At 59.2% G+C, this 15,137-nt stretch carries 14 protein-coding genes; all 14 read left to right on the top strand.

Going from position 1 to position 15,137, the window contains the following annotated elements:
* Position 1: 1 nt before the first annotated feature.
* The 14 genes from ADN01_RS11750 (at position 2) to ADN01_RS11685 (ending at position 15,133) form a co-directional block, all read left to right on the top strand.
* The gene (locus tag ADN01_RS11750; RefSeq protein ID WP_082142986.1) at positions 2-1,270 is read left to right on the top strand and encodes a glycosyltransferase; all 1,269 of its coding nucleotides are present in this window, start codon (positions 2-4) and stop codon (positions 1,268-1,270) included.
* Entirely contained in the window at positions 1,267-2,352 is a 1,086-nt protein-coding gene (locus tag ADN01_RS11745; protein WP_062419849.1) for a hypothetical protein, read from the top strand. The genes ADN01_RS11750 and ADN01_RS11745 overlap by 4 nt, the downstream gene beginning before the upstream one ends.
* 4 nt (positions 2,353-2,356) lie before the next feature.
* A complete protein-coding gene (locus ADN01_RS11740; RefSeq protein WP_062419848.1) occupies positions 2,357-3,730 on the top strand; it encodes a flippase in 1,374 nt (457 codons plus the stop codon).
* 181 nt (positions 3,731-3,911) lie between these two features.
* Positions 3,912-5,105 (top strand): carboxylate--amine ligase, encoded by a 1,194-nt coding sequence (locus tag ADN01_RS11735; protein ID WP_062419847.1) that lies wholly within the window; start codon positions 3,912-3,914, stop codon positions 5,103-5,105.
* Between the two features lie 183 nt (positions 5,106-5,288).
* Complete coding sequence (locus tag ADN01_RS11730) at positions 5,289-6,341, top strand: ABC transporter substrate-binding protein (RefSeq protein WP_062419846.1); 1,053 nt, start codon at positions 5,289-5,291, stop codon at positions 6,339-6,341.
* A gap of 90 nt (positions 6,342-6,431) precedes the next feature.
* Positions 6,432-7,232 (top strand): ABC transporter permease, encoded by an 801-nt coding sequence (locus tag ADN01_RS11725; protein ID WP_062419845.1) that lies wholly within the window; start codon positions 6,432-6,434, stop codon positions 7,230-7,232.
* Positions 7,233-7,234: 2 nt separating this feature from the next.
* A complete protein-coding gene (locus ADN01_RS11720) occupies positions 7,235-8,035 on the top strand; it encodes an ABC transporter ATP-binding protein (RefSeq protein WP_062419844.1) in 801 nt (266 codons plus the stop codon).
* Between the two features lie 5 nt (positions 8,036-8,040).
* The gene (locus ADN01_RS11715) at positions 8,041-9,261 is read left to right on the top strand and encodes a carboxylate--amine ligase (protein WP_062419843.1); all 1,221 of its coding nucleotides are present in this window, start codon (positions 8,041-8,043) and stop codon (positions 9,259-9,261) included.
* On the top strand, positions 9,236-10,480 hold the full coding sequence (locus tag ADN01_RS11710) for a carboxylate--amine ligase (protein WP_062419842.1): 1,245 nt from the start codon (positions 9,236-9,238) through the stop codon (positions 10,478-10,480). Before ADN01_RS11715 ends, ADN01_RS11710 begins: the two co-directional genes overlap by 26 nt.
* A 33-nt stretch (positions 10,481-10,513) precedes the next feature.
* Positions 10,514-11,425 carry a selenium metabolism-associated LysR family transcriptional regulator gene (locus ADN01_RS11705; protein ID WP_075071155.1) on the top strand — a complete coding sequence of 304 codons (912 nt, stop codon included), beginning with the start codon at positions 10,514-10,516 and terminating at the stop codon, positions 11,423-11,425.
* A gap of 183 nt (positions 11,426-11,608) precedes the next feature.
* Complete coding sequence (locus ADN01_RS11700; RefSeq protein WP_062419840.1) at positions 11,609-12,706, top strand: ABC transporter substrate-binding protein; 1,098 nt, start codon at positions 11,609-11,611, stop codon at positions 12,704-12,706.
* A gap of 6 nt (positions 12,707-12,712) precedes the next feature.
* Positions 12,713-13,498, top strand: coding sequence for an ABC transporter permease (locus ADN01_RS11695; protein WP_062419839.1), 786 nt, complete (start codon positions 12,713-12,715; stop codon positions 13,496-13,498).
* Positions 13,499-13,500: 2 nt separating this feature from the next.
* Entirely contained in the window at positions 13,501-14,319 is an 819-nt protein-coding gene (locus ADN01_RS11690; RefSeq protein ID WP_062419838.1) for an ABC transporter permease, read from the top strand.
* Between the two features lie 13 nt (positions 14,320-14,332).
* Positions 14,333-15,133, top strand: coding sequence for an ABC transporter ATP-binding protein (locus ADN01_RS11685; protein ID WP_062419837.1), 801 nt, complete (start codon positions 14,333-14,335; stop codon positions 15,131-15,133).
* The last annotated feature ends 4 nt before the right edge of the window (positions 15,134-15,137 follow it).

Genomic DNA, 15,137 nt, shown 5'->3' with positions numbered 1-15,137 from the left:
GATGACAACTCTTGTTTTTCTAACCCATAGTTACCCCTATTTGCCTGGAGATACGTTTATTCGCACCGAGTTAGGGTATCTCTGTCAGGCGTTTGAACGGGTGGATGTGATTCCCGTGGGGAACGCCGCGGCGAATATCCCCGCGAAGACGCGCCCCGATTTACCGATGCCGCCCAATGCAAATTTACGGCTGGACCTTTTTGAATCCATCCGGCGGTTAACCCGCCAGGTTAACCGACCCGCCGGTCTGGCCGCTGTTTTCCGAGATGCCAGGTTCCGCGCCCTGATCTGCCGTGAACTGCCCCTGGCGGCGCGCTTTGGCATGCGGACTGTCCTGCGCATGTTGACATCCGCCCAGCAGGGGTATTCCATCTGGCAGGTGCTGGCACAGATGTGCGCGGAGTATTCGCAGCCGTTGATCCTGTACTCGTACTGGATGCACCACGCTGCGTTAGGCGCCGCGATGCTGGACCTGCCGCATACGCTGCGGGTGAGCCGGGCGCATGGCTTTGATCTGTATCTAGAGCGCCGCAATCCGCCCTATTTGCCGTTTCATGCACAGATGATTTCTCGATTGGACTGGGTCTGCCCGATTTCACAAGACGGCGTGAATACGCTCGCCAATCTCTACCCACAGCTAAGGCAGCGACTGCAACTATTTCGACTGGGGGTAGAAGACGGCCGAATGGGTTCGAGACCTTCGCCGGATCCCGTGCTGCGCGTTGTTTCCTGTTCAAAGCTGAGGCCGGTGAAACGGGTTGATTTGATTGCAGATGCGCTCGCGTTGTGCAATTTCCCGGTGCATTGGACCCACTTTGGCCGCGATCACCGGAGCACCGCCGTGGAACGTAAGACCGCAGCCCTGCCTGCGCATGTGCAGGTGGAACTGAAGGGCTATGTTGATAACCCCACCTTATTGCAGTATTATCGTGAGAACCCGGTTGACCTTTTTTTGAACGTCAGTTCCAGCGAGGGCCTGCCGGTGACGCTGATGGAAGCTGCCAGTTACGGCATTCCCATCGCCGCCACGTCCGTGGGCGGCGTGAATGAAATCGTCTCCCCGCGCAGCGGCTGGCGGCTGCCGGCCAACCCCAGTCCGCAGCAAATTGCCGATGTGCTGCGAGAGGCGGCAAAACTTTCTCCAACCCAGCGCCGAGAGATGGCCCATGCTGCCCATCAGCTTTGGCAGCAGCGAGTGAATGCGGCGGTACAATATCCTGCGTTTTGTCAATTTCTCAAAACGCAACTTTCACAAAAGTTGGCATCATGAAATATACCATTGCTGGACAGACGGTCGAATTTCAATGGGGGGATCACCCATGCGCTGAGGTTTTTGAACGCGAACTGCGTTACTATCCCCAATCGGATGCTCCCAGCGACTGCAGAATACGGTTGGTGGATGCACTGCCGGAGGCTGTGTCTGCAAACCCTTCGACCTACCTGGAAACGGCGGACGGTTTCGCTTTCCGCGGACAGCGGTATCAAGCAGCCTGGCACGAATCGGCCGACCCTTTAACGGTGGATTTCTGCTTTCCTGACGACCGGAAGTCATGGCGGCACAAACTGTTGGGCATGCAGTTCACCCATCCCTACGAAGAAATTTCCCAGGTGTTTCATGAATCGGTGCTTGTCCCGACTCTGCTGATGTTTTTTAGTCAAAAAGTGGCTGTTATCCACGGCTCTGCTGTGCAGAATCCCCACACGGGTGAGGCGATGATCATCGGCGGTTCGGGGGGGATTGGAAAAACCTCTTCAGAAATTGCGCTGATTCTGGATCATGGGTTTCGGTTTTTGGCCGACGACTTATCTTTTGTAGACGCACAGGGAACTGTGTGGCCAAACTACGCTTTCCCAAAGATTTATGCTTACAATGTGCAGAACTCCCCCGATGTGTACCGCCGTTTGTTTCAACAGCGCGGGTTAGCGGATCGTTTTTGGTGGGAGCTGACCAAACTGCGCGGGTTAGAAACGGTGCGCCGGCGCGCTGACCTGAATACATTTTTTGGCGCGGAGCGGGTGGGCACGGGCGCAAAACTGGGACAGCTCAACATGTTATTTCGCCGGCAGACGGAACGGATCCGCACGGTGAGCATCACGGCCCGTCAGGCTGCTGAGATGAACCTTGCCATGATTCAGGGAGAATACAAGAATTTAATCACCAGTCTCCACTGGCAGACCTTCAACCGCTCTGTGCTGGGCAGTAAACCTCCGCTCAGCGCTGCCGTGTTTGCGAATTTGCACGCCACGCTTTTGCAAGCTTTTGAACAGGTGAACTGCAGGGTGATCGAGATTCCGTTCCATTTTACAATCACGCAGCTGCGTCAACAGCTGATGCCGCTGCTGCTGGAATAATTCCATGAATCACGACCCAGTTGGGCAGAGCAGCCTCAACCTGAAACAATTCCTCAAGGACAGCTATTACAATTTTGCCCGTCAAATTGCAGCTTTGGTGTTCGGCTTAGCCATTTCTGCGCTCATCGCGCGCGGTTTGGGTGTACACAACCAGGGCTTGTATTCCCTGGCTTTGCTGGTCCCGTTTACCATCACCACGTTTACCAGTTTTGGCATCTCAGGGGCCAATATCTATTACGTGGCGCGCGGTGACTTTGACACGCGCCGGATGATCAGCACCAATATCATCTTGGTCAGCCTGTTAAGTGTAGTGAGTATCGCGGTCGGTTTGTTGGCGGCTGCCTATGCTGGAAAGGTTTTGTTTCCGGGCGTCACCGGTTGGATTTTGGGCTTAGGGCTGCTGATCATCCCGGTGATCTTTATGCGCGACAACCTGCTTTCGATGCTGCAGGGCTTCCAGGATTTTAAAACCTATAATATCGCCCAGTTATATCCCCTGGTTTTCCAAATGGCCGCCGTGCTGCTTTTTATTTGGCAGTTGGGAATGGGGGTGGAAGGGGCTTTGCTTGCCTATCTGGTGGGCAATCTTTTGGGTGCATGGCTGATTCTGCGCCGCCTGCTGCAAATCACCGGCCCCATTCCGCGCGGTGAGTTTCTCCTGGATGTGGAGATTGCGCGCAAGATGTGGAAATACGGCCTTCAGGCCTACCTTTCCAACGTGATCTCGTTCTTTAACCTGCGCGCCGATAAATATATCTTAAATTATCTGGCCGGGGCAGCATCTCTGGGCATTTATGATGTTGCGGTGCAGATGTCGGAACGGGTGTGGATGATTTCACGCTCAGTATCGACTGTATTGCTTCCGCAAGTCAGCTCCCTGCAGGAGAGCGATGCGGAACGCCTGAAATTAACCACCTTTATGGTGCGCAACGTGTTCTGGGCCTCCTGTGTTGTCTGTTTGCTGATTTGGCCGTTGGCTAATCCGTTTGTGCTGATTGTGTATGGTAAAGCCTATGGGCAAGCCTCGTTGGCCATCCAGTGGCTGCTGCCGGGAATCATCAGCCTGAGCGCTTCGCGGCTGCTTTCTGCGGATACGGCGGGGCGCGGCCGCCCAGAGATCAACACCATTGCTGCCGCGATCAGTCTGGTCATCAATCTGGCGGCCAACCTGTATTTCATCCCCCGCCTGGGGGTGGCAGGTGCCTCACTGTCCTCGTCGCTATCCTACACGCTGACCCTGGTGCTGCGGGTGATCATCTTTTCAAGGATGACGGGTGCAAGTTGGGGGAGTCTTTTTATTCTCACGCAGTCGGATTGGCTTTTTTGGAAAAATGTTTTTGGGGCGTTTTGGGCGCGACTGGGCTGGGGCCGAAAATAATCTCCGAATATCAAAAGAACTTATTTGCTTGCCGCTGCCGGACCTCTATATAATGGGCCGGAAATCTCGGACGGCCGTTCTGGTGACGGCTAGGCAGCAGGATCGCCGCTGCCGCTGAGAAGAGCGGCGCTTGGGTGAAGCTGCTGCGGAAAAACAACGACCCTGGAGAAAGCACAGCCTTATGTTTCCAAAAAACTTTGATGCCCAATGGGCCGGGAGAACGGACCCAATCCCTGTGGTGTTGGACGGCGCCTGGGTGAACAGCCTGGGCATTGTCCGCTCGCTGGCGAAGCTGGGCCTGAAATCGCTGGTGATTCATTTCAACGCAAACGGAATTGGCCTGGCCTCGCGCTATGCGGTGGGGCTGACGGCCCCCAGCCCGTGGGACGACCCCCAAGGGCTGATTTCGCGGTTGGAGGAAGTGGGCCGGCGTTTACCGCGCCCGGGGATTCTGTTTATCACCGATGACACCTATCTGATGGTACTGGCGCGCGGGCGTGAGCGCCTGGCCCCCTATTTCCGCTTCACGTTTCCAGACGCCGAAACGCTGGCGTACCTGATGGACAAAACCCATCAGTATGAGACGGCGCTGCGGTTGGGCATCCCCGCCCCGCGCTCGCTGCCGGTGCGCTGTGGGGAGACGGCGGCGGAGTGGCCGGAGCAGGCTTTTCCTGCCCTGGTGAAGGGGTTGAGCGGCAAGCAGTTTTTTCACCTGTTCGGCAAGCAGACGATCCTTGTGGATAACCGCGCCGCCCTGGAAGCGGTGTTGGCCCGCTGCACCAGCATTGACGCTCTGGTTCAGGAGATCATCCCCGGCGGAGATGACGAGCTGTATGCCCTGGGGTGCTACGTCAGCCCCGACCCCCATAAAGAGCCGGTGTACTTCACCAGCCGTAAGCTGATCCAGATCCCGCCCTTCTTTGGCACGTGCAGTGTGGGGGAGAGCCTGCCTTGCGAGCCGGCCGCTCTTCAAGGGCTTGAGTTGCTGCGCGCCTTCCGCTTTCACGGCGCTGCCCACGTGGAATTCAAACGAGACCCGCGCGACGGCCTGTATAAGCTGATTGAGATCAATGCCCGTTTCTGGAAATCGCACGCCCTGGGGACGCCCTGTGGGGTCAACATCGCCGCCGCGGCCTACCTGGATATGGCGGGGCTGCCGCCGCTGCCCAAAGTGCCGCAGCGCAACGGGGTACGCTGGGCGGCTTTTTCAGAAGCGGTCGTGCAGCGCATGATGGGTGATGCCGACATCCATCTGGGCCGCATGCTGCCTTTCCTGCGCCCGCCGGTGACGCACGGGCTGTGGAATTGGCGTGACCCGCTGCCTTTCTTCCGCTACCTGGGAAACAAGGCCCAAACGGTTCTTCACCGCAAGTAGGGTGACGATTTTCGCTCCGCAAGCGAAAGAACCCTGTGCGGCTGACTCACCTGGGCGGGGGGAAAACATCTCCCTGTATCAAAAAAATTTATTTGCTTGCGGTTACTGGTCATCTGTATAATTATCCGGAAAACTCTGGCGGGTATCTGACCGGAAAAATTCGATGTCTGAGGAGAGAAGCATATGAAGTTGTATCGGTTATTGGCGTCTTTGGTTCTGGCGGCCATCCTGTTGACGGCCTGCGCCCCGGCGGCGGCTCCGGCGGCGTCGGATGCGGCCCCTGCCCCCGCGGCGGATGCGCCCAAGCTGCGTATTGCGGAACAGTTTGGTTTGGGCTACGCCATGCTGACGGTGGCGCGCGAACAGAAGATGTTTGAAAAATACCTGCCGGGTTTGCAGGTGGAATGGCAGACCTACGGTTCGGGCGGCGCGATCAACGAAGCCTTTGTGGCCGGTCAGGTGGACGCGGCCATCATGGGTATTCCCCCCTTCCTGATCGGTTGGGATAAGGGCATTCCGTGGAAAGTGGCTTCGGGCGTGTGCGTGATGCCCCTGGGCTTGCAGACCTACAAAGACGATATCCAGAGCCTGAAAGATTTCAAAGAAGGCGATAAGATCGCCTACCCGGCCCCTGGCTCCATCCAGCACATTTTGCTCTCGATGGCAGCCGAAAAAGAACTGGGCAGCCCCACCGCGCTGGATGATTTCGGCGTGGCCATGGCCCACCCGGATGCGGCCGCGGCTTTGATCAGCCAGAAGGATATTTCTGCGCACTTCACTTCGCCCCCCTACAACTTCCAGGAACTGAGCGCCCCGGGCATCCGCCAGATTGTGGACGGCACCCAGGCCTTTGGTTCTGACTTCAGCTTCCTGGTGGCGGTGGCCTCCAAAGACCTGTACGAAAAGAACCCTCAGGTGTACGCGGCTTTCGTCTTGGGCCTGAGCGACGCGGCGGCCTTCATCAACGAACAGCCCGAAGCCGCGGCCAAGATTCTGGCCCCTAGCTTCAAGCTGGATGAAGCCACCACCCTGAAATACCTCACCTGGCCGGGCATGAACTACACCACCACCCCCTACGGCTTGATGGGCTTCTCCGATTTCATGGTCAACGCCGGATACATCAAGAATGCTCCCAAGTCCGTGAGCGATATTGCGTGGTATAATGTCGTTTCGACGGTCGGTGAAATGCAGGGTGAAACCCCCTCCGCTTTGGAGAAATTGCAGTATCGCCCGTAACCGCTGCTGGTATCTTAACCTAAAGACTGACATAAGCAGATGCCACGCCAGGTTGTGCGTGGCTCTGTTTATGTGAGCCGGGACAGAACGATGAAGAAAAAGCCTTCACTGTGGAAGAACCACACCTTTCGCCAGGTGCTGTTTGTGCTGGCCTTTCTGGCCATCTGGGAAATCGTGGCCCTGAGCAAGATATACCCGCCTTTGCTGTTCCCCGATTTAGTCTCCATCCTTAAAGCCCTGGTAGAATCCACCGCCAGCGGTGAGATGGTGCAGCGTACCTGGTATTCGCTGTACCTGATCCTGATGGGGCTAGGCATTGGGCTGCTCATCTCATTTGTGATGGTGGCGCTGGCGATGGTTTCGGATATCTTTGCCGACTTCATGGAAGCCATGGTGGCGATTAACCACCCGCTGCCAGGTGTGGCCTTGCTGCCCATCACCCTGCTGTGGTTTGGCTCCGGCGAATGGGGCATCATCTTTGTGCTGGTGCACTCGGTGGTCTGGCCGATGATGCTGAACACCTATGCGGGCTTCCGTTCGGTCTCGCGCACTCAGTTGGAAGTGGGGCGCAATATCGGTCTGCGCGGGCTGCGGCTGGTGACTTCGGTCATGGTTCCGGCGGCCTTCCCCTACATCTTCACTGGCCTCAAAATTTCATGGGCGCGCGCCTGGCGTTCGCTGGTGGCGGCGGAGATGATCTTCGGCGCTTCTGGCAAGGACGGCGGCCTGGGCTGGCTCATCTATCAGCGGCGCTTCTTCCTGGATACACCCGGCGTGTTTGCAGCCCTGGGCGTGATCATCCTGATCGGTATCGTCGTGGAAAGCGGTTTGTTCACCCAGTTAGAAAAGCGCACCGTGCAGCGTTGGGGCATGGTGGTGACGAGGAGCTAAACATGGCCGGACGCATGAAGGTGGAACATTTATGGGTACGTTTTACGGGGGAGCACGGCGAGGTGCAGGCGCTGGAAGATATTGATTTCAGCGTGGAGCCGGGAGAATTTATCACCGTGTTGGGGCCTTCGGGCTGCGGCAAGAGCACCCTCATCCGCTCGATCGCGGGCTTTCAGAAGCCGGAGAAAGGGCGCATTTTGGTGGGTGAGCGCGAAGTGTCTGATCCGGGGCCAGACCGGCTGATGGTCTTTCAGGAATTTGACCAGCTTTTCCCCTGGCGCACGGTGCTGGGCAATTTGACCTATGCGCTGAAGGTGAAAGGCGTGGCCAAAGCGGAGCGCGAAGAAACCGCCCGCCGCTTTATCCGCATGGTGGGGCTGGAGGGCTTTGAAAAGGCCTTTCCGCACCAGCTTTCGGGCGGCATGAAGCAGCGCGGGGCCATTGCGCGGTCGCTGGCCTTGAACCCAGAAATTTTGCTGATGGATGAGCCCTTTGGCAGCCTGGACGCGCAGACGCGCGCCATTTTGCAGGCAGAACTGGTGCGCATCTGGCAAGATGTGGGTTCCACTATCATATTCATCACACATAACATCCAGGAAGCAATTTTGCTGGGCGATCGGGTGATTGTGATGGGCACGCGCCCTGGGACGATCAAAAAGATCGTACCGGTGCCGCTGCCGCGCCCGCGCCTGCCGGAGACGCCGGAGTTTATGGCTTTGTGGCATGAACTCTACAGCCAGTTGGAAGTACACCGCTTCGGCGAAAACGGCAAGGTGGAGTCGCTGGTCTCAGGGAAAGATTAGCACCCATGTTTCCAAAAAACTTTGACGCCCATTGGGCCGGGGGCACGGACCCAATCCCTGTGGTATTGGACGGCGGCTGGATCAACAGCCTGGGCATCGTCCGTTCCCTGGCGGAGCTGGGCCTCAAGTCGGTGGTGATTCACTCCAAGCCCGATGGCGTGGGCTTGGCCTCACGCTACGCGGTGGGGCTGACGGCTCCCAGCCCGTGGGACGACCCAGAGGGGCTGGTGTCGCGCCTGGTGGAGGTGGGTCAGCGCCTGCCGCGCCCGGGGATTTTGCTGATCACCGATGACACCTATCTGATGACCCTGGCGCGCGGGCGCGAGCGCCTGGCCCCCTATTTCCGCTTCACCTTTCCGGATGCCGAAACGCTGGCGTTTATGATGGACAAGCAAAACCAGTACGAGGCGGCTCTGCGGCTGGGGGTTCCCGTTCCGCGTTCGCTGCAGGTGCGCTGCGGCCAGACGGGGGCAGAGTGGCCGCCGGAGGCTTTTCCAGCCCTGGTGAAGGGGCTGAGCGGCAAGCAATTCTTCCATGTGTTTGGCAAACAGACCATCGTGGTGAAGGACCGCGCCGCCCTGGAGGCGGTGCTGAGTCAATGCACGGGCCTGGATGCCCTGGTGCAGGAGCTGATCCCCGGCGGGGATGACGAACTGTATACCCTGGGATGCTACGTCAGCCCTGATCCCGATATAGAACCGGCGGTCTTCACCGGCCGCAAGCTGATTCAGATTCCGCCGTTTTCGGGCACGTGCAGCGTGGGGGAGAGCCTGGCCTGTGACGAAATCATCCCCTACGGTGTGGACCTGCTGCGCGCCTTTCACTTTCACGGGGTTGCCCAGGTGGAGTTTAAACGCGATCCGCGCGACGGGCAGTATAAGCTGATCGAAATCAACGGCCGCTTCTGGAAATGGCACGCCCTGGGGGTGCCCTGCGGGGTCAATATTGCCGCCGCGGCCTACCTGGATATGGCGGGCCTGCCGCCGCTGCCCAAGGTGCCGCAGCGCAACGGGGTGCGTTGGGTGGCCTTTTCGGAGGCGGCGGTACAGCGCTTGATGGGCAACCGCGATAACCGCCTGCGCCGCATGCTGCCCTTCCTGCGCCCGCCGGTGATGCACGGGCTGTGGAGCTGGCGCGACCCGCGGCCTTTCTTCCGCTATCTGCAAAACAAAGCTCAATCCTTCCTTCGCCGCAAACATCATGAAGATTCTCATTCCGCAGTCTAAAGAACGCAACGTGGTGGCCGCAGTGCGCAGTTTGGGGCGCGCAGGGCATGATGTCACCCTGGGGGTTAAGAGTACCCAGCCAGACCCGTTTCTCACCCGATGGGCACGGGGAAAGGTGGTAATCCCATCGCCGTACATCTCGCCGGAAGCCTATGTGGACGCGCTGGAGGATGTGCTGCAGCGTGAGAAGTTTGACGTGCTGCTGCCTTTCAGCCATGCGGCGGTGCTGCCGGTGTCCTATGCGTATGAGCGCCTGGCGCGCTGGACGGCCATCCCTTTCCCTAATTACGCTGTGCTGCGGCGGGCGCATGACAAGCTGGAAAGTATGCGCCTGGCCCAACAAGTGGGCGTGCCCATCCCGGCCACCTTTTGGCCGGAAGATGAACAGGCGTTAGCCAAAAGCCTGGGGGAGATACCCTACCCCTGCCTGGTGAAGGCGCGCCAGGGCTGCGGCATCGGCACGACCATCCGTTTTGCGCGCACGCCAAAAGAGCTTTTGGCGGGCTACCAGGCAGTCAGCGCCCAGGTGAGCAACCCGCCGGTCAACGATTTTTCCCGTCCGATGATTCAAGAATACATCCCCGGCACGCTCTACGACGCCCTGTTTTTGTACAATCACGGGCAGCGGCGGGCGGCGGTGGCCCAGGTGCGCGAGGTCACCTACCCGCTTTCGGGGGGGACGGGCGCGCGCAACCGCACCATAGAGGCCCCAGAGCTGCTGGAATTGGGCGGGCGGCTTTTGGACGCGCTGGGATGGCACGGCCCGGCCCAGGTGGAGTTTATGCGCGACGAGCGCGACGGGCAGTTTAAGCTGATGGAGATCAACCCCAAATTCTGGGGCACGCTGGCCTGTTCGCTGCGCGCCGGGGTGGATTTTGCCGCCCTGGCCTGCGAAATGGCGGTGCAGGGCGATGTGGCCCCGCACTTTGATTACACCCGCGATTTGACCTACCGCTGGATTCTGCCGGATTTATGGTTTGCCTATTGGGGCGCACCCCGCGGCACGCGCTGGCGTGAAGTGGTGGGAAAGGGCGGGCCGCAGGTGTGGGACGATATGGATTGGGGCGACCCTATGCCCAATGTGGACCGGCTGGCCTATACGATCAAAACCATGGGATTGCACCGTGAACGTGTGCTGCCGGCACATTTTGAACTGCGCACCCAGGCGTTAACGCGGCTGCCGGCCGTGCCCGCGGTTCTGCCGCCCGTCCAGGATTGAATCAGATGATTGAGTTTGTGTTAAGATAAGCCTATGTCACGTATGGATGAATTGACCACGCTCTGTCGGGTGATTGAGGCCAAGAGCTTTTCGCGCGCCGCGGAAACCCTGGGCCTGACTCAACCGGCGGTGAGCATGCAGATCAAGGCCCTGGAAGAGGCTTATGGGGCGGAACTGCTGCACCGCAGCGGCTTTGAGATTTTGCCCACCGAAGTTGGCCGCCTGGTGTATGAATACGCCTGCCAGATTCTGCGTCTGTACGAAGAGTCGCAGCAGCAGGTGCAGTCGCTCAGCGGGCGGCTGGCGGGCAGTTTGTGGATTGGGGCAAGCTCTGGGCCGGGCGAAGGGCTGCTGCCGGTGCTGTTGGGCAAATTCAAGCAGGAACATCCCGCCATCCGCGTGGGCCTGCGCGTGGGTGATTCGCGTGAGATTCTGGAAGCGGTATTCAGCCGTCAACTGGAACTGGGCTTTGTGGGGCGGCTGCGGCGCGACCGGCATTTGACCTTTGAGCCGTTCTTGAACGACCAGCTGGTTTTGGTGGCTCCCGCCAGCCACCCCTGGGCCAGAGTGCGCACCATCCCCTACGAAGAGCTGCTGACCGCCCCGTTGATCTTGCAGCAGCAGGGTTCGGGGGCCACTTCCGTGCTGCAGGACGCGCTGCGCGAGCAAGGCCTCAGCCTGCGCGAGCTGAACGTGGTGATGGAATTGGGCTTGCAGGAATCGGCCAAGGCGGCCGTGCAGGCGGGCTTTGGCGTCACTCTCATTTCGCGTCTGGGTGTGCGCGAAGAGCTGGAGACCGGTAAACTGGTGGAAATTGATGTGGAGGGTTTTGCCCTGCGCCGCCAGATTTACGTGTGTTACAACCGCTCGGCGCCGCTGTCATCGCTGGCCCAGACTTTTTTGGATTTTGCCAACCAGGCCAAAGGGGGCGCATCGGGCGGGTGACAGGGACGTCTTGAGGTGGAGAAACGTGGGGGATCGGCGCTGCTTTTGCACAAAAGCGGCGTTTTTGTTTGCCCAAAACTGGATTATGCCCGAAAAAGCGGCGGTTTATAAGAATTTCTTATTTGCGCGCGGTCAAGGCGCACCAGTAGAATTTGTAGGATCAAACACCCAAAGGGAGACACCATGAAATTCCAGTACAAACCCGTTTATTTGTTGTTCGTTAGCGTGCTTTTGACCAGCCTGCTGCTGACTGCCTGTCAGCCCGCGGCTGCGCCTGCGCCCACCGCTCAGCCCGCGCCTGTGGAAGTGCAACCCACCGACGCCCCCGCGGCCCCCGCTGCGCCCGCCGCCACCGAGGCCCCCACCGCTGAGCCGGTTGTGGAACTGAGCCCTGTTCGCTACGGCGGACAGTTGTATCCCGAAGAATACCTGTTGAAGGGCGCCCCGGCGCTGTTCAGCGATGCCGGTTTACAGGTGGAACACACCTTGTTCAGCTCGGCCACCGAAGGCAACCAGGCCCTCATTTCGGGCGCGGTGGACATCAACGTGGCCTCCGACAGCAAGACCGTGGCCCTCTTCAGCGCCATGCCCGATCAGGTAGTCATCATCGGTGTGGTGCAGCGCGGCGACCGCTATTCCACGCTGGTTCGCCCCGACTCCAGTTACACTTCATGGTATGATTTGAAGGGTAAACAGGTCGGCATTCGCATGGGCACCGGTGCAGAGCAGGTGGTGCGGCGCTACTTTGAAAAAGTGGGCGATCTGAAGTGGGAAGATTTCCAGTGGGTCAACTTGAAGGTGGAAGACAGCATCGCCGCCCTGACCAGCGGCAGCATTGAAGCCTTCACCGCCTGGGAACCCACCCCCGCTATCGCCGAGGCGCAGGGCGCGGGTAAGGTGATGATGAGCTACGGCGACATCGCCCTGACCCCCGTGCTGCTGAACACCACGGTCAAATACGCCGAAAGCCACCGCGCGGAGATCGTGCATTTCCTGGCTGCGCACCTGGCCAAAGCCGAAATGATCAAGAGCGACCCCAAGAAATCCGCTGAATTGGCCGCGCAGGCCGCTTCGGCCCAGGGCGCCACCGTGGACCCGGCTGCTTTTGAGAAGATTTTCACCCGCGTGGATTTCTCGCTCGACCTGGATGAAACCGTCATCGCCGCCTTGCAGGACACTGCGAACTTCCTGGTCTCGACCGGCGAGATCAAAGAAGTGCCCACGCTCAAATGGGATGCCAGTTACCTGGAGGAGGCGCGCAAGCTGGTAGAAGGGAAGTAAGCGCGCGTGCTGAAGCGAAAAGCTGCTCTGGCAGCCATTCCAATTGTCATTTTTCTGTTGGGTTGGGAGGCTCTCTCACGAGGGAGCCTCCTCAATCCGTATTTATTCCCGCCGCCCACGACCATTCTGATGGAGCTGGGCAATTTGTTTATGAAGGGCATGCCCGCCCAATCAGCCTTGCTCATGCATGTGGGCATGACCCTGTGGCGGGTGCTGCTTTCGGTGGTGTTGGGCATTGTGGCCGGGGTGATCGTGGGCGTGGCCATGGGCCTGAACCGCGCAGTGTACTCCTTTTTCGACCCGCTCATTACTGTGCTGATGCCCATCCCCGGTATCGCCCTGGCCCCCCTGTTCATTGTGTGGATGGGTTTTGGCAACCAGACCATCGTTTCGTTGGGAGTGCTTTCGGCCTTCTTCCCGGTGGTGTACACCACCGTGGCGGGGGTGCGCAGCGTGGATCCCCAGTTGGTGCGGGCGGCGCAGATGATGGGTTCCCGCCCGATAGGCGTGGTGCTGAACGTGTATTTGCCCTGGGCGGCCACCTATGTGTTCAACGGGGTCAAGCTGGGCCTGGCACGCTGCTGGATGACCATCATCGCGGTGGAGTTTGTGGCCGCCAGCAACTGGGGCATGGGCTACATGATCTGGAACGCCGCGGAGAATTTGCGCGCCGATGTGGTCTACGGCGGCATTTTGCTGCTGATTGTGATTTACTTTATCCTTGAGAAAGCGTTGATCAACCGCCTGGAGAGCCGCACCATCGCTCGCTGGGGGATGATCCGGCAGGCTTAACCATGCTGACCCAAGAACCGGTTGTAACGCAGCAGACGGCCGCCCGCTCGGTGTGGGGGGTGGTGCGGTTTGTGTATCCCTTTGTGGTGGTGGCTTTGATCTGGGAAACGGCACTGCGCTTGGGGTGGGTGCAGAGCGTTTCTCTGCCCGCGCCTTCGCAGATCGCCGCTGAATTTTGGCGTCTGGCGGTGACCCAGGGTGTTTTGTGGGAGCATTTCAGCGCCAGTTTTTACCGCCTGGCGGTGGGCTATTTCCTGGCGGTGGGCATTGGCGTGACGGTGGGTGCGCTGCTTTCGCTCAGCCCGCTGCTGCGCGGCCTGTTTGAACCCGTGCTGAGCCTGTTGGTGTCTGTGCCCACCATCGCCTGGCTGCCGGTGCTGCTGATCACTATGGGACTGGGCGACCGAACGGTGATCACCACGGTCTTCCTGGGCGGCTTCTTCGCCATCACCTACAACACCATGCGCGGTATCGAGATGGTCCCGCGCAACCAGATTCTGGCGGCGCGCGAGATGGGCGTGAACGGGGCGCACTTGTTCTTTGCGGTGCTGCTGCCCGGCTCGTTGGTCTCGCTGATCACCGGCCTGCGCCTGGGGATCGGCTATGCCTGGCGCGCGTTGGTGGGCGGCGAAATGCTGGCGGCCATGATTGAATGGGGCATCGGCAAGATGGTGTTTCAGGCGCGCTTCTTTAACAATGTTTCGATTATGTTTGTCGGCATCTTGCTGATTGGCCTTTCGGGCTATCTGCTGGACCGCACCTTCCTGCGCTGGCTGGAGATGGCCACGGTGGAGCGCTGGGGCATGGTGCGCCGACGCTGAAAGTGAGAACGGTATGCTGCAAAATGAAAACGCTCCGGCTTTAATTCAAATTCGCGATCTCGCCAAAGAATTTGACCCCCAATCCAAGAACACGGTTGAGGCGCTGCGCGACATCAACCTGGATATTGAGGAAGGCAAATTCACGGTGCTGATTGGCCCATCGGGCTGCGGAAAATCCACCCTGCTCTATTTGCTGGCGGGCTTTGAAAAACCCACCCGCGGCAGTTTGCTGCTGGACGGCAAGCCGGTGGAAAAGCCCGGCCCCGACCGCGGTTTTGTGTTTCAGGATTACGCCTTGTTCCCCTGGCGCACGGTGTTGGGCAACATCACTTTTGGGCTGCGCAGCAACGGCTGGAGCAAGGCCGACGCGGACGCCAAGGCGCGCGAATATATCGCCATGGTCAAGCTGAACGGCTTTGAAAACGCCTTCCCGCACACCCTTTCGGGCGGCATGAAGCAGCGCGTGGCCATTGCCCGCGCTTTGGCCTATAACCCGCGGGTTCTGCTGATGGATGAGCCTTTTGGCGCGCTGGATTCGCAGACCCGCAAGCACATGCAGCAGGAGCTTCAGCGCATTCTGATGCAGACCAACAAGACGGTGGTGTTTGTGACCCACAGCGTGATCGAAGCTGTGTTTTTGGCGGACCGCATTGTGGTGCTCACCGCCCGCCCCGGTATGGTCAAGGGCATCATTGACGTGAACCTGCCGCGCCCGCGCGAATACACGGACGATTCTTACCTGGATATCCGCGAGGCGGTGCTGAGCCTGCTGAGCGAAGAAGTCGAAAAAGAACTGGAAATGGACGGGATGTAGACCT

The sequence above is a fragment of the Levilinea saccharolytica genome, from assembly GCF_001306035.1.
GTDB lineage: Bacteria > Chloroflexota > Anaerolineae > Anaerolineales > Anaerolineaceae > Levilinea > Levilinea saccharolytica.
Note: the sequence above shows the minus strand (reverse complement) of the source record. Positions and strands in the feature narration are given on the sequence as shown.